Below are 16,847 nucleotides of genomic sequence, written 5' to 3' on the forward strand. Positions count from 1 at the left end.
CCGAAGGTGGATGCGGCGCGGAACCTGCACGAGTTGACGGCTGGGTGTGGTCTGTCGGCGTTCGTGTTGTTCTCGTCGATGGCGGGTTCGGTGGGCAGTGCCGGGCAGGGCAACTACGCGGCTGCGAATGCCTATCTGGACGCGCTTGCGGAGCAGCGTCGGGCCGACGGTCTGCCCGCCACCTCGATCGCTTGGGGCGCCTGGGCCGAGGCCGGGCTCGCCACCGAGGAACTCGTGGCCGACCGGCTGCGCCGTGACGGCGTCGTCGGTATGGCGCCGGGGCTGGCGATCTCGGCCCTGCAGCACGCGCTCGACCAGGGCGACACCGCCCTGACCATTGCCGCGGTGGACTGGGATCGAGTCGCCGGTGAGACCGCCGCCGTGCGGGCCACGCGGCTGTTCGACGAGATCCCCGAGGCCCGCACGGTGATGGACGCGGCCCTTGCCTCGTCCGCGCGGGCCGGTGCCGGCGACTCCTCGCTGGCGGCGCGGCTCGCCGGGCTGTCGGAGGCGGAGCGCGGCCGTGCGGTGCTGGACCTCGTCCGTGGCCAGGTCGCTGCCGTTCTCGGTTATGCCGGGTCGGAGGCGGTGGAGGCGGGCCGGGCGTTCAAGGAGTTGGGCTTCGACTCGCTGACCGCCGTCGACCTGCGCAACCGCCTCAACGCGGCGACCGGGCTGCGCCTGCCGGCGACGCTGGTCTTCGACTACCCGTCGGCCACCGCACTCGCCGACCACCTCGGTGCCGAACTGCTGGGCGGCCGCTCGGCCACTCTGGCACCGACCGCGGTCCTGCCGGCGGTGGCGGACGACGAGCCGATCGCCATCGTCGCCATGAGTTGCCGCTTCCCCGGCGGGGTCAACACCCCGGAGGAGCTCTGGCAGTTGCTGCTGAGCGGCGGAGACGCGATCGGCGACTTCCCGACCGACCGCGGCTGGGACGTCGAGTCGCTCTACCACCCGGACCCGAGCCACCAGGGCACCACGTACGCCCGCGAGGGCGGTTTCCTGGACCAGGCGACGCAGTTCGACCCGACGTTCTTCGGGATCTCGCCGCGCGAGGCACTGTCGATGGACCCGCAGCAGCGGCTGCTGCTGGAGACGTCCTGGGAGGCCTTCGAACGTGCGGGCATCGATCCGACCTCGGTGCGCGGCAGCCAGGCGGGTGTCTTCGTCGGCACCAACGGCCAGGACTACGCGAACCTCCTGGTGGACGGCCTGGAGGGGGTCGAGGGGCACCGGCTGACCGGTACGGCGACGAGCGTGATCTCCGGCCGTCTCTCGTACACGTTCGGTCTTGAGGGGCCGGCGGTGTCGGTGGACACGGCGTGTTCGGCGTCGTTGGTGGCGCTGCACCTGGCGGTGCAGGCGTTGCGCAACGGTGAGTGCGATCTCGCGCTCGCGGGTGGTGTGACGGTGATGTCGACGCCGGATCTGTTCGTGGAGTTCAGTCGGCAGCGCGGGCTGTCGGTGGACGGGCGGTGCAAGGCGTTCGCGGGTGCGGCGGATGGTACGGGCTGGGGTGAGGGTGCCGGCATGCTGCTGGTCGAGCGGCTGTCGGATGCCCGGCGCAACGGGCATCCGGTGCTTGCGGTGGTCCGTGGCTCTGCGGTGAACCAGGATGGTGCGTCGAACGGGCTGACGGCGCCGAACGGTCCGTCGCAGCAGCGGGTGATCCGTCAGGCTCTGGCCGGTGCCGGGCTGACGGCGGACCAGATCGACGCGGTCGAGGCGCACGGCACGGGCACCCGCCTTGGTGACCCGATCGAGGCGCAGGCCCTGCTCGCGACCTATGGCCAGGAGCGGGCCGACGACCGGCCGCTCTGGCTCGGCTCGGTGAAGTCCAACCTCGGGCACACCCAGGCCGCGGCCGGTGCCGCCGGTGTGATCAAGATGGTGCTCGCGATGCAGCACGGCGTCCTGCCGCGGACCCTGCACGTGGACGCGCCGACCCCGCACGTCGACTGGACGGCCGGCAGCGTCTCGCTGCTGACCGAGAACGTCGACTGGCCGGAGACCGGTGAGCCGCGCCGCGCGGGCATCTCCGCCTTCGGCATCAGCGGGACGAATGCCCACACGATCCTGGAGCAGGCCCCGGTGGTCGAGGAGACCCCGGAGGACGCCGCGGCGACCGTGCCGGTGCTGCCGGTGGTGCTGTCCGCCAAGAGCGAGACCGCACTGCGGGCCCAGGCCGAGCGCGTCATCGCCGTTGTCGAGGAGCAGCCCGAGGCCCGGCTCGCCGACCTGGCGCTCTCCGCGGCAGTCGGCCGGGCTTCGCTCGAACACCGGGCGGCCGTGCTGGCCGAGGACCGGACGGAACTGCTGGCGGGCCTCCGGGTCCTGGCCACGGGCGGCTCGGGCGCGAACGCGCTCCACGGCACGGTGGTGGAGGGGCGGACGGCGTTCCTGTTCACCGGTCAGGGCAGTCAGCGCGTCGGGATGGGGGAGGAGCTGTACGGCGCGTTCCCGGTGTTCGCGGACGCGTTCGATGCGGTGTGTGCGCACCTGGACCAGTTCCTGGACCGTCCGCTGCGCGAGGCGATCGCCGACCCGGAGCTGATCCACGAGACGGGTTGGGCTCAGCCGGCGCTGTTCGCGCTGGAGGTGGCGCTCTTCCGGCTGGTGGAGTCGTGGGGTCTGACCCCGGACGTGCTGGCCGGGCATTCGATCGGTGAGCTGGCTGCCGCCCATGTCGCGGGTGTGTTCTCGCTGGCGGATGCCGCGAGGCTGGTGGCGGCTCGTGCCGGGTTGATGCAGGCGCTGCCGCGCGGCGGTGCGATGGTCGCGGTGCAGGCGAGCGAGGCCGAGGTCCTGCCGCTGCTCACCGAGGGCGTCGGCATCGCCGCGGTCAACGGGCCCACCTCCGTCGTGCTCTCGGGTGCCGAGGATGCGGTGCTGGCCGTGGTAGCGCAGCTGGAGGGTCGCAAGTCCAAGCGGCTGACGGTCAGTCATGCGTTCCACTCGCCGCTGATGGACGGCATGCTCGCGGACTTCCGTGCCGTCGCCGAGCAGATCACCTACGAACTTCCGCGGATTCCGATCGTCTCCACCCTCACCGGCGCTCCCGTCTCCACCGAGCTGACCGACGCCGAGTACTGGGTGCGCCACGTCCGTGAGGCCGTCCGTTTCGCCGACGCGGTCACCGCCCTGGAGGCGGACGGTGTCCGGACGTTCGTCGAGCTGGGCCCGGACGGGGTGCTGTCCGCGATGGGCCAGGAGTCCGTGGCCGAGGCCGTGTTCGTCCCGGTGCTCCGCGCCGGCCGCCCGGAGGCCCGCACGCTCACGGCGGCCCTCGTCCAGGCCCACGTCCGCGGCCTCGCGGTCGACTGGCCGGCCGTGTTCGCCGGTACCGGCGCCCGCCGGGTCGACCTGCCCACCTACCCCTTCCAGCGGCAGCGGTACTGGCCGGAGGCCCCGGTCTCCGTCGCGGCCGCCGTGCACGGCGCGGCGGGCCAGGGCGGCGACCCGGTGGACGCCCGGTTCTGGGAGGCGGTGGAGAGCGAGGATCTGAACACGCTGGCGGCGACCCTGGAGGTGGACGCCTCGGACGCACGGTCCCCGCTGACCGCCCTGGCGCCCGTCCTGCCGGTTCTCTCGGCCTGGCGACGCCAGCAGCGCGAGCAGCACCTGGTGGACGGCTGGCGCTACCGGGTGGTCTGGCGGCCGCTGGCCGACGCCTCGTACGACGGGGTGCTGACCGGTGACTGGCTGCTGGTCGTCCCGGCGGACGGTACGCTCCCGCAGGCCGCGCGGCAGTGGACCGCCGCCGTCGAGCGGGCCCTGTCGGACGGCGGGGCGCGGGTGCGGCGGATCGCGGTCGATGCCGGCACGTGCGAGCGCGCCGCGCTCGCCGATGAGCTGCGCGCTGCCTGGGACGCGGCAGGGGGGACTCCGGCGGGTGTCCTGTCGTTGCTCGCCGTGGACGAGGAGCAGCACCCCGTCCACCCGGCGCTCGCCGCCGGGCCGGCCGCGACCGCGGTGCTCGTCCAGGCCCTCGGCGACGCCGGGATCGGCGCCCCGCTGTGGTGTGCGACGCGCGGAGCGGTGGCGACGGGTGCGGCCCAGGGCGTGCTGAGCCCGGTTCAGGCGCAGGTCTGGGGTCTGGGCCGGACGGTGGCCCTGGAGCACCCCGAGCGCTGGGGCGGTCTGGTCGACCTGCCGGTGACGGTGGACGACCGGGCGGCGGCCCGCCTGGCGGGCGTGCTGTCCGCCGGGGACGGCGAGGACCAGCTGGCGGTGCGCCGTTCCGGGGTGCTGGCCCGGCGCCTGGTGCGCGCCGAACGGCCCGCTGCCCCGACGGCTCCGTGGCGGCCGCGCGGCACGGTGCTGGTCACCGGCGGCACCGGCGCGCTCGGTTCGGAGGTGGCCCGCTGGCTGGCCCGCAACGGCGCTGAGCACCTGGTGCTCACCGGCCGGCGCGGCGCCGAGGCCCCCGGTGCGGTCCGGCTGCGCGACGAACTGGCGGCCACCGGAGTCCGGGTGACCCTGGAGGCCTGCGACGCGTCCGACCGCGAGGCGGTGGAGTCGCTGGTCAAGCGCTTGCTCGTGGGCGAGGACGGCCTGCCGCTGCGCGCGGTGGTGCATGCCGCCGGCGTCACCCAGGACACCGCCCTGATGGACAGTGACCTCGCCGAACTGGCGGCGGTCGTGGACGCCAAGGTGTCCGGGGCGGTCCACCTCGACGCGGCCCTGGGCGCCACCGAGCTGGACGCCTTCGTCCTCTTCTCCTCGATCGCGGGCGTGTGGGGCAGCGGCGGGCAGACCGGCTACGCGGCCGCCAACGCCTTCCTCGACGCCCTCGCCGAGCGGCGCCGTGCCGCCGGACTCGCCGCCACCTCGGTGGCGTGGGGGCCGTGGGGCGGCATCGGCATGGCGGCCGAGGACGCCGCCGCTGCCGAGCAGCTGCGCCGGCGCGGCCTGCGGGTGATGGCGCCGGAGCTCGGCATCGCCGCGCTCCAGCAGGCGCTGGACCACAGGGAGACGGCGCTGACGGTGGCGGACGTGGACTGGGCGCTGTTCGCGCCGGCCTTCACCGCCGCCCGCCCGCGGCCGCTGATCGGCGACCTGCCCGAGGTCCGCGAGGCGCTGGAGGGTGCCACCGCGAGTCCGGAGGCGGGCACCGCCGAGCAGTCCGCGGCCTTCCAGGAGCAGCTGCGGTCGCTGCCCGCCGCCGAGCGGGAGCGGGCGCTGCTCGACCTGGTCCGCGGCGAGGTCGCCGCCGTCCTCGGCTACGCCGGGGCTGCGGCGGTCGAGGCTGCGAGGGCGTTCACCGAGCTGGGCTTCGACTCGCTGACCGCGGTCGAGCTGCGCAACCGGCTCGGCACCGCCGTCGGCCTCCGGCTGCCCACCAGCCTGGTGTTCGACTACCCGAACCCGACCGTGCTCGCCGCCCACCTGCGGGCCGAGATCGCCGGCGACGACGACACCGGGGCGGGCTCGGCGCTCGCCGAACTCGACGCGCTCGACCGGACGCTGTCCGCCGTCGCCTCGGACCACGCCGACCGCGCTCGCGTCACCGCCCGCCTCCAGGCCCTGCTGGCCAAGTGGAACGCGGCCGGCGGCGCGGTGGACGAGGCCGACGAGGACGAGCTGGACGACGTGTCCGCCGACGACCTCCTCGACCTCATCGACAAGGAATTCGGCAGGTCCTGACCGTGCACCCCGTGTACGCCGGGGCGGGCCGCGCCCGCCCCGGCACCCCGTCGGCGTCCCCCCTGTCCGGGGCGCCGACCTCCCCCGGCACCCCTGCCGGCCCGATCACCACCCTCCGCTCGACCTCTCCGTCCCCTTGCGCGACGAGCGCGATCCACCCGGCACCTTCGAAGGCGGCCCGCTGATGGCAGACGAAAAGAAGTTCCTCGACCACCTCAAGTGGATGACCGCCGAGCTGCGCCGGGCCAACCGCCGGCTGCGCGAGGTCGAGGAGGCGGAGCAGGAGCCGATCGCGATCGTCGCGATGAGCTGCCGCCTGCCCGGCGGCGTCCGCTCGCCGGAGGACCTGTGGCAGCTGGTGTCCACCGGCACCGACGCGATCTCGCCGTTCCCCGCCGACCGAGGCTGGGACGTCGAGAACCTCTACCACCCGGACCCGGACCACCCGGGTACCTTCTACGCGAGCGGGGGCGGATTCCTGCACGGCGCCGCCGAGTTCGACGCCGAGTTCTTCGGGATCTCGCCCCGCGAGGCGCTCGCCATGGACCCGCAGCAGCGGCTGATGCTGGAGGCCTCCTGGGAGGTCTTCGAGCGGGCCGGCATCGACCCGGCGTCGCTGCGCGGCAGCCGCACCGGCGTGTACGTCGGCGGCAGCTACCAGGGGTACGGCTCGGAGCTGCGCGAGGTGCCCGAGGGCGTCGAGGGGCGGCTGCTGACCGGCAATGCGACCAGTGTGCTCTCCGGCCGGATCGCCTACACGCTGGGCCTGGAGGGCCCGGCGGCCACCCTGGACACCGCCTGCTCGTCCTCGCTGGTGGCACTCCACTGGGCCTGCCAGGCGCTGCGCGACGGCGACTGCGCGCAGGCCCTGGTCGGCGGTGTGACGGTGATGGCGACGCCGGACGTGTTCGTCGAGTTCAGCCGCCAGCGGGGCCTGGCCGCCGACGGCCGCTGCAAGTCCTTCGCGGGCGCGGCGGACGGCACCGGCTGGTCCGAGGGCGTCGCCGTCCTGCTGGTCGAGCGGCTCTCCGACGCCCGCCGCAACGGGCACCCGGTGCTCGCCGTGGTCCGCGGTTCGGCTATCAACCAGGACGGCGCGTCCAACGGCCTGACCGCGCCGAACGGCCCGGCCCAGCAGCGGGTGATCCGCCAGGCGCTGGCCGACGCCCGGCTCGCCGCCGCCGACGTGGACGCGGTGGAGGCGCACGGCACCGGCACCGTCCTCGGCGACCCGATCGAGGCGCAGGCGCTGCTCGCCACCTACGGCCAGGAGAGGCCGGCCGAACAGCCGCTGTGGCTCGGCTCGTTGAAGTCGAACATCGGCCACACCCAGTCCGCCGCCGGTGTCGCCGGCGTGATCAAGATGGTCATGGCGATGCGCCACGGCCTGCTCCCGCAGACCCTGCACGTGGACGAGCCGTCCCCGCACGTCGACTGGACGGCGGGTGCGGTCGAGCTGCTGACCGAGCCCCGTCCCTGGCCCGAGACCGGGCAGCCGCGCCGGGCCGCGGTCTCCTCGTTCGGCGTCAGCGGCACCAATGCCCACACCATCCTGGAGCAGGCCCCCGAGCCCGCCGAGGACCCGGACGCCTCGGCCCCGGCGGCCGCGCCGGTGGCTGTCGCCGCAGACCGCGCCAACCGTACGGCCGTGCCGTGGCTGCTCTCCGCGCGCAGCGCCGACGCCCTCCCGGTGCAGGCCGCCCGGCTGCTGGCCTACTTGGACACCGTGTCCGAGGCCGATCCGCTCGACATCGGCTACTCGCTGGCCACCACCAGGGCCGCGCTGCCGCACCGTGCCGCCCTGGTCGCCACGGACACCGAGGAGCTGCGGAGTTCGCTCCGCGCCCTCGCCGAGGGCGAGCGCGGGCAGGCGCTCCAGGACATCGTCGCCGACGGGCCGTCCGCCTTCCTGTTCACCGGCCAGGGCAGCCAGCGGGTGGGGATGGGTGGGGAGTTGTACGTGGCCCACCGTGTGTTCGCCGCGGCTTTCGACGAGGTCTGTGCCGAGCTGGACGGTCATCTGGATCGTCCGCTGCGTGAGGCGATCGCCGATGAGGCGCTGATCCATGAGACGGGTTACGCGCAGCCGGCCTTGTTCGCGGTGGAGGTGGCGCTGTTCCGGCTGGTCGAGTCCTGGGGTGTGCGGCCTGACTTCCTGGCCGGGCATTCGATCGGTGAGATCGCCGCCGCGCACGTCGCCGGGGTGTTCTCGCTGGCGGATGCGTGCAAGCTGGTGGCCGCGCGCGGTCGGCTGATGCAGGCGCTGCCGCGCGGCGGCGCGATGGTGGCCGTGGAGGCCGCCGAGGGCGAGGTCCTGCCACTGCTGCTCGGGCGCGGCGACGAGCTGGGCATTGCCGCCGTCAACGGGCCTTCCTCCGTGGTGGTTTCCGGCGACGAGCGGGTGGTGCTGGAGCTGGCTGCCGACTGGGAGGCCCAGGGTCGGAAGACCAAGCGGCTGACGGTCAGTCATGCGTTCCATTCGTCGTTGATGGACGGGATGGTGGACGCGTTCCGTGCGGTGGCCGGGCAGGTGGTGTTCGAGGTGCCGCGGATCCCGGTCGTGTCGACGTTGACGGGTGTGCTCGTCTCGGCCGAGCTGACGGATCCCGAGTACTGGGTGCGGCATGTCCGGGAGACGGTCCGGTTCGCCGATGCGGTGCAGGTGCTGGAGGCGCAGGGCGTCCGGACATTCGTGGAGCTCGGGCCGGACGGGGTGCTCTCGGCCATGGGCCAGGAGTCCGCGGCCGAGGCCGCGTTCGTCCCGCTGCTGCGCGCCGGCCGCCCCGAGACCGAGACGCTGACCAGCGCCGTGGCGCGTGCCCACCTGCGCGGCGTCACCGTCGACTGGGCCGCGTTCTACGCCGGAAGCGGCGCACGGCGGGTGGAGCTGCCGACCTACGGCTTTCGCCCCGGACGGTACTGGCTGGAGTCGGGCGGCCCCGTCCAGGCCGGGCTGCCGGCCGACCCGGTGGATGCCCGGTTCTGGGAGGCCGTGGAGAGCGAGGACCTCGCTGCGCTCGCCGAGACCCTCGGCGTGGAGGACGGCGACCGCCTCGGCGACGCGCTCCCGATGCTGGCGGCGTGGCGGCGGCGCAGCCGTGAGGCGACGGTGGTCGACGGCTGGCGCTACCGGGTGGCCTGGCGGCCGCTGGTGGAGTCGGCGGATGGGCTGTCGGGTGTGTGGCTGGTGGCGGCCGGCGCTGGGGAGCTGGCCGGGGTGCTGACCGGTCGGGGCGCGGAGGTGCGGGTCTTCGAGGCCGGCACGGCCGATCGCGGTGTACTGGCGGGCGAGTTGCGGTCGGTGCTGGCCGATGGTGCGGCAGTGGCGGGCATTGTGCTCCCGGCTGCCGCACCGGGCGAGGTGTTGGCTCTCGTTCAGGCGCTGGGCGATGCCGGTGTTGCTGCGCCGCTGTGGTGTGTCACGCGGGGCGCGGTGGCCACTGGGCGTTCGGAGCGGGTGGCCGATCCGGTGCAGGCGCAGGTGTGGGGCCTGGGCCGGGTCGTCGCGCTGGAGCATCCGGAGCGGTGGGGTGGTCTGGTCGATCTGCCCGTGGACGCGGACGAGCGGGCCTTCGGACGGCTGGCCGGTGTGCTGGCCGATGCCGGTGAGGATCAGGTCGCGGTCCGCGCGTCCGGTGTCTTCGGCCGCCGTCTGGTCCGTGCTGCGCGTGGTGAGGGCTCGGCGTGGTCGCCGTCCGGGACGGTGCTGGTCACCGGCGGGACGGGTGCGCTGGGTGCGCAGGTCGCGCGCTGGCTGGCCCGCAACGGTGCCGGGCACCTGGTGCTGACCAGCCGCCGTGGCTCGGATGCCCCGGGGGCTTCCGAGCTCCGCGACGAGCTGACCGCCCTTGGCGCGGCCGTGACCGTGGCGGCCTGTGATGTCGCCGATCGCGAGGCGCTGGCGGGCCTGTTGGCCGAGCACGAGCTGTCCGCGGTCTTCCACACGGCCGGCGTCCTGGACGACGGTGTGATCGACGCACTGACCGCCGAGCGGCTGGCATCGGTGGCCCTGCCGAAGGTGGACGCCGCGCGCAACCTGCACGAGCTGACCAGCGGTCATGACCTGTCGGCCTTCGTGCTGTTCTCCTCGACGGCCGGGACGATCGGCAGTGCAGGTCAGGGTAACTACGCCGCGGCCAACGCCTACCTGGATGCGCTCGCCGAGCAGCGGCGGGCCGACGGACTGCCCGCGACCTCGATCGCCTGGGGTCCGTGGGCCGAGGTGGGCATGGCGACCGACGACCGGCTCACCGTGCGCCTGCGCCGCGAGGGTGTGCCCCCGATGGCTCCCGACCTCGCCATGACCGCGCTTCAGCAGGCACTGGAGAACGGCGACACTGCGCTCGCCGTCGCCGACATCGTCTGGGAGCGGCTGCTCGACGGCACGACGGTGCCCGTCCCCCTCTTCGCCGAGATCCCCGAGGCCGGCCGCTCCACCTCCGCGCAGTCCGAGCCCGACCGCCCCGAGGGCCCGTCCGACGGACTTGCCGGCCGCCTGGCCGGGCTGACCCCCGACGACCGGGCCGCCGTCCTGCTGGATCTGGTCCGCACCGAGGTGGCCGGGGTGCTCGGCTACGCGGAGGCGGACGCGGTGGACGCGGGCCGGGCCTTCCGCGAGCTGGGCTTCGACTCGCTGACCGCCGTGGAGCTGCGCAACCGCCTCACCGTCGTCACCGGCCTGAGCCTGCCCTCCACGCTGGTCTTCGACTACCCGACCGTCACCGCCCTCGCCGGCCACCTCGGGACCGAGGTCCTCGGCCGCGCCGAATCGGCGGTCCCGGAGACCAGCGGTGCCCACTTCGCCGGCTCCGCCATCGACGAGCCCATCGCGATCGTGGCCATGAGCTGCCGTTTCCCCGGCGGGGTCGGGTCACCGGAGGAGCTGTGGCAGCTGCTGCTCGACGGCGGTGACGCCGTCTCCGGGTTCCCCACCGACCGGGGCTGGGACCTCGCCGCCCTGCACGGTGACGGGCCCGGCCGGGCCGGTACCAGGGAGGGCGGATTCCTGCACGACGCCGCCGAGTTCGACCCGGTCTTCTTCGGGATCTCGCCGCGCGAGGCGCTCGCCATGGACCCACAGCAGCGGCTGCTGCTGGAGACCTCCTGGGAGGCGTTCGAGCGGGCGGGCATCGACCCGGCCGCGCTGCGCGGCAGCCGGACCGGCGTCTTCGTCGGCACCAACGGCCAGGACTACCTGACCCTTGCCGCCAACTCCTCCGACGACCTGGAGGGGCGGCTCGGCACGGGCACGGCGGCAAGTGTCGTCTCCGGACGGCTGTCGTACACCTTCGGTCTGGAGGGCCCGGCGGTCACCGTCGACACCGCATGCTCCTCCTCGCTGGTCGCGCTGCACCTGGCGGGCCAGGCGCTGCGGGCCGGGGAGTGCTCGCTCGCCCTGGTGGGCGGCGTCACGGTGATGTCGACGCCGGGTGCGTTCGTCGAGTTCAGCCGGCAGGGCGGTCTGGCGGCCGACGGCCGCTGCAAGGCGTTCGCGGCCGGCGCGGACGGTACCGGCTGGGGCGAGGGCGTCGGTCTGCTGCTGGTCGAGCGGCTCTCCGACGCCGAACGGAACGGCCACCGGGTGCTGGCCGTCGTCCGCGGTTCCGCCGTCAACCAGGACGGCGCCTCCAACGGCCTCACCGCCCCCAACGGGCCCTCCCAGCAGCGGGTCATCCGCCAGGCACTCGCCTCCGCCCGCCTCGGCGCCGCCGACGTGGACGCCGTCGAGGCGCACGGCACCGGCACCCGGCTCGGCGACCCGATCGAGGCCCAGGCGCTGCTCGCCACCTACGGCCAGGACCGCACCGGTGCGCAGCCGCTCCGGCTCGGCTCGGTGAAGTCCAACATCGGCCACACCCAGGCCGCCGCCGGTGTCGCGGGCGTCATCAAGATGGTGCTGGCGATGCAGCACGGCGTCCTGCCGCGCACCCTGCACATCGACGCGCCGTCCACCGAGGTCGACTGGTCGGCCGGGGCCGTGGAACTGCTGACGCAGAACACGGCGTGGCCGCGGACCGGCCGCCCCCGCCGCGCGGCGGTCTCCTCGTTCGGCATGAGCGGCACCAACGCGCACGTCGTCCTGGAGCAGGCACAGGAGCCGGAGCCGGCCGTCGCCGAGCCGGGCCCGGCCGCACCGCCGGTCTGGCCGGTGCCGCTGTCGGCCCCCACGGAGGACGGCCTGAGGGCCCAGGCCGAGCGGCTGCTGCGAGCGGTGGCCACCGGCGCCGCGCCCGGCGACGCCGCGTACTCGCTGGCCACCGGCCGCTCCGCGATGGAGCACCGGGCGGTCGTGGTGGCTGCCGACGAGCAGGGGTTGATGCGGGGTCTACAGGGGTTGGCCGCCGGCACTCCCGGTGCGACTGTGGTCCGGGGCTCGGCCACGGGCGGCAAACTCGCCTTCCTCTTCACCGGCCAGGGCAGTCAGCGGCGGGGCATGGGAGCTGAGTTGTACGAGACGTACCCGGTGTTCGCCGAGGCTCTCGACGCGGTCTGCGCGGAGCTGGACGGCCACCTGGAGCGTCCGCTGCGCGAGGCGATCGCGGACGCCGAGCTGATCGACGAGACGGCGTACACCCAGCCCGCGCTGTTCGCGCTCGAGGTCGCGCTGTTCCGCCTGCTGGAGTCGTGGGGTCTGCGCCCCGACGCGCTGGCCGGTCACTCCATCGGCGAGCTGGCCGCCGCGTACGTCGCCGGTGTGTTCTCGCTGGCGGACGCGGCGCGGCTGGTCGCGGCGCGTGGCCGGCTGATGCAGGCGCTGCCGCGCGGCGGCGCGATGGTCGCCGTCGAAGCGGCGGAGGACGAGGTGCTGCCGCTGCTGACCGAAGGTGTCGGCATCGCCGCGGTCAACGGCCCGACGTCCGTGGTGATCTCGGGTGCCGAGAGCACCGTGGTCGAGATCGCCGAGAAGCTCGCCGCCGACGGACGCCGCACCAAGCGACTGACCGTCAGCCACGCCTTCCACTCGCCGCTGATGGACGGCATGCTCGACGAGTTCCGGGCCGTTGCGGAGCAGGTGGCGTACGAGGCGCCGCGGATCCCGATCGCCTCGACCCTCACCGGCGCACTCGCCTCCGCCGAGTTGACCGAGCCCGGCTACTGGGTGCGGCACGTCCGCGAGGCCGTCCGCTTCGCCGACGCCGTCCGGACGCTGGAAGCCCAGGGCGTCACCACCTACCTGGAGCTCGGCCCCGACGGCGTCCTCAGCGCCCTCGGCCAGGGCTGCGCCGCCGGGCCCGCCGCCTTCGCCCCGGTGCTGCGCCACGGCCACCCGGAGGCCCGGACGCTGACGACCTCCCTCGCCACCGCCCAGACACGCGGCGCGGCCGTCGACTGGCCCGCGTACTTCGCCGGCAGCGGTGCCCGCCGGATCGACCTGCCGACCTACGCCTTCCAGCGGGAGCGCTACTGGCCCGCGCCCGTGGCAGCGGCCACCGCAGGGGCGACCCGGGAGCCGGATGCGGTGGACGCCCGCTTCTGGGAGGTCGTCGAGCGCGAGGACCTGACCGCGCTCACCGACGAACTGCGGCTCGACGCCGACCAGCCGCTCGGCACCGCCCTCCCGGCGATCGCCGCCTGGCGCCGCCGCAGCCGCGAGCAGTCCACCGCGGACGGTTGGCGCTACCGTGCCGTCTGGCGGCCGGTCACCGAACCGGCCGCCCCGGTGTCCGGCAGCTGGCTGCTGGTGGTCCCCGCCGGGACCGACACGGCCGACCGCACCGCCGAGGTGTCGGCCGCGCTCACCCGCGAAGACGCCGACGTCCGGGTGGTCACCTGGGCCGTCGGCGACGACGACCGCGCAGCACTGGCCGCCCGGCTTCGCGAGGAGGCCGAGGCCGGCACGCCGTCCGGGGTGCTCTCGCTGCTCGCCCTCGACCCGGCGCCGCACCCCGCCCACCTGGCACTGCCCGCAGGCCTCGCCGCCACCCTCCTCCTGCTGCAGGCCCTCGGTGACGCCGGGCTCGGCGCCCCGCTCTGGTGCGCGACCGCGGGCGCGGTCGGTACCGGGGCCGGCGACCGTCCCACCGCGCCCGAGCAGGCCCAGGTCTGGGGCCTCGGCTGGGTGGCGTCCCTGGAGCACCCCGACCGCTGGGGCGGTCTCGTCGACCTGCCCGAGCAGCTCGACGCGCACACCGGTCCGCTGCTGGCCGCCGCCCTCAGCGGCGCCGACGGCGAGGACCAGCTCGCCGTCCGGGCCACCGGCCTCCACGTGCGCCGCCTGGAGCGGGTCACCGGCCGGCCCGAGGGCCCGGCCGTGCCCTGGCGGCCGCGCGGCACCGTGCTCATCACCGGCGGCACCGGCGCCCTCGGCGCCCAGGTGGCCCGCCGGCTGGCCGGCGAGGGCGCCGAGCACCTGCTGCTCACCGGCCGCCGAGGCCCCGAGGCCCCCGGCGCCACCGAGCTGGTCGCCGAACTCGGCGCGCTCGGTGCCCGGGTGACCGTCGCGGCCTGCGACAGCGCCGACCGCGACGCACTGGCCCGGGTGCTCGACGGCATCCCCGCAGACCTGCCGCTGACCGCCGTCGTCCACGCGGCCGGCGTGGTCGCCGACGCGCCGCTCGACGACAGCGGACCGGCGCAACTGGCCGCCGTCGTCGCCGCCAAGGCCGCCGGCGCCGCCCACCTGGACGCCCTGCTCGGCGACCGGGAACTCGACGCCTTCGTCACCTTCTCCTCCGTCGCCGGGGTCTGGGGCAGCGGCGGCCAGGGCGGCTACGCCGCGGCCAACGCCCACCTGGACGCCCTGGTGGAGGCCCGCCGGGCTCGCGGACTGGCCGGCACCTCGGTGGCCTGGGGTCCCTGGGCCGAGGCCGGCATGGCCGCCGGCGCGGACGCCGAGCACCACCTGCGCCGCTTCGGCCTGTCGGTGATGGCCCCGGGCACCGCGCTGCTCGGCCTGTGGCGCGTCCTGGCGGACGGCGAGCCCACCGGCGTCGTCGCTGACGTCGACTGGGCGGCGTTCACGCCCGCCTACACCGCTGCCCGCCGGCGCCCCCTGATCGGCGACCTGGCCGAGGTCAGGGCCGTCCTCGACACGGAGCCGGCCGACGACACCGGCCGGGCGGGCGACGACGCCGGCGCCCTGGCTGCCCGGTTGGCCGGGCTCCCGGCCGCCGACCGCGACCGCGCCCTGCTGGAACTGGTGCGCGGCGAGGTGGCCGAGGCCATCGGCTACCCGGACGCCCGGTCCGTCGAACCGGACCGCGCATTCCGGGCGCTCGGCTTCGACTCGCTGACCGCGGTCGAGCTGCGCAACCGGCTCACCCTGGTCACCGGGCTGAAGCTGCCCGCAGGCGTCGTCTTCGACTACCCGACGCCTGCGGCCCTCGCCGAGCACGTCCGGGACCGCCTGTTCCCCGACGGCGCCCGGGAGGCGGCGGTGGACCCGCAGGAGGCACAGCTACGGGAGGCACTCGCCGCGATCCCGTTGGCGCGCTTCCGCGAGGCCGGCCTGCTGGACACCCTGCTCCGGCTCGCCGGTCCCGGCACGGACGGCTCCGCCACCAGCTCCGACGACGAGTTGGACCTGATCGACACGATGGACGTGGCGAGCCTCATCGACATGGCCCTCGACAGCAACGAAACCTGACACGTCCGAAGTGCGGAGCTCACGATGACCACGCCCAACGAGAAGATCGTCGCAGCGCTGCGGGCCTCCATCAAGGAGACCGAGCGCCTGCGGCGGCAGAACCAGCAGCTGATCGCGGCCTCGCGCGAGCCGATCGCGATCGTCGGGATGAGCTGCCGGTTCCCCGGGGGCGTGGAGTCTCCGGAGGCTCTGTGGCGGCTCGTCGCCGACGCCGGCGACGCCATCTCCGAGTTCCCCACCGACCGCGGCTGGAACCTCGCCGACCTGTACGACGCGGACCCGGACCGGCCGGGCACCTTCTACGCCCGCGGCGGAGGCTTCCTGCACGATGCCGCCCGGTTCGACCCGGCGTTCTTCGAGATCAGCCCGCGCGAGGCGCTGGCCATGGACCCGCAGCAGCGGCTGCTGCTGGAGACCTCCTGGGAGGTCTTCGAGCGGGCGGGCATCGACCCGACCACGCTGCGCGGCAGCCGGGCCGGCGTCTTCGTGGGCGCCTCCTCGCAGGGGTACAGCGCGGTCGCGGACGACCTGCCGGACGGTGTCGAGGGCTACCTGCTGACGGGCAACGCGGCGGCGGTCGTCTCAGGGCGCCTGTCCTACACCTTCGGCTTCGAGGGGCCGGCGGTCACCGTCGACACCGCCTGCTCCTCCTCGCTGGTCGCCCTGCACCTCGCAGTGCAGGCGCTGCGCAACGGCGAGTGCTCGATGGCGCTCGCGGGCGGCGTGACCGTCCTCGCCACCCCCGACGTGTTCGTCGAGTTCAGCCGCCAGCACGGGCTGGCCTCGGACGGCCGGTGCAAGGCCTTCGCCGCCGCGGCGGACGGCACCGGCTGGTCCGAGGGCGTCGGCATGCTGCTCGTCGAGCGGCTCTCCGACGCGCGACGCAACGGCCACCAGGTACTGGCGGTGGTGCGCGGCAGCGCGGTCAACCAGGACGGTGCGTCCAACGGGCTGACCGCCCCGAACGGCCCGTCGCAGCAACGGGTGATCCGGCAGGCCCTGGAGAGTGCCGGGCTGACGGCGGACCAGATCGACGCGGTCGAGGCGCACGGCACCGGCACACGACTCGGCGATCCGATCGAGGCACAGGCCCTACTGAACACCTACGGCCAGGAGCGGGCCGACGACCGGCCGCTCTGGCTCGGCTCGCTCAAGTCCAACATCGGCCACACCCAGGCTGCGGCCGGTGTCGCCGGTGTGATCAAGATGGTGCTCGCGATGCAGCACGGCGTCCTGCCGCGGACCCTGCACGTGGACGAGCCGTCCCCGCACGTCGACTGGACGGCCGGCGCCGTCGAACTGCTGACGGAGAACCTGCCGTGGCCGGAAACCGGCCGGCCGCGCCGGGCTGCCGTCTCCGCGTTCGGTGTGAGCGGGACGAATGCCCACACCGTCCTGGAGCAGGCTCCGGCCGCGGAGGAGGCCCCGGAGGATGACTCGGTGGCCCTGCCGGTGTCGCCGGTGGTGCCGGTGGTGCTTTCGGCGCGGAGTCCGGAGGCGCTTGTGGCGCAGGCGGTGGGGTTGGTGGCGGTGGTCGAGGGCGGTGGTGCGCCGAGTGTGGCGGATCTGGGGTTCTCGCTGGCGACGGGCCGGGCGGCGTTCGAGTTCCGGG

2 protein-coding genes and 1 pseudogene are annotated in these 16,847 nt (G+C 74.8%); all 3 read left to right on the forward strand.

Annotated features, from left to right (window positions below; translation table 11 throughout):
- The coding region (locus ACZ51D_RS42845; RefSeq protein WP_465665713.1) for a type I polyketide synthase at positions 1 to 5,649 on the forward strand (5,649 nt) is incomplete at its 5' end.
- A gap of 184 nt (positions 5,650 to 5,833) precedes the next feature.
- Complete coding sequence (locus tag ACZ51D_RS42850; RefSeq protein WP_465665715.1) at positions 5,834 to 15,235, forward strand: type I polyketide synthase; 9,402 nt, start codon at positions 5,834 to 5,836, stop codon at positions 15,233 to 15,235.
- Between the two features lie 48 nt (positions 15,236 to 15,283).
- Positions 15,284 to 16,847: pseudogene (locus ACZ51D_RS42855) on the forward strand (type I polyketide synthase); the annotation flags it as partial.

The sequence above is a fragment of the Kitasatospora sp. NPDC033851 genome (assembly GCF_055576085.1).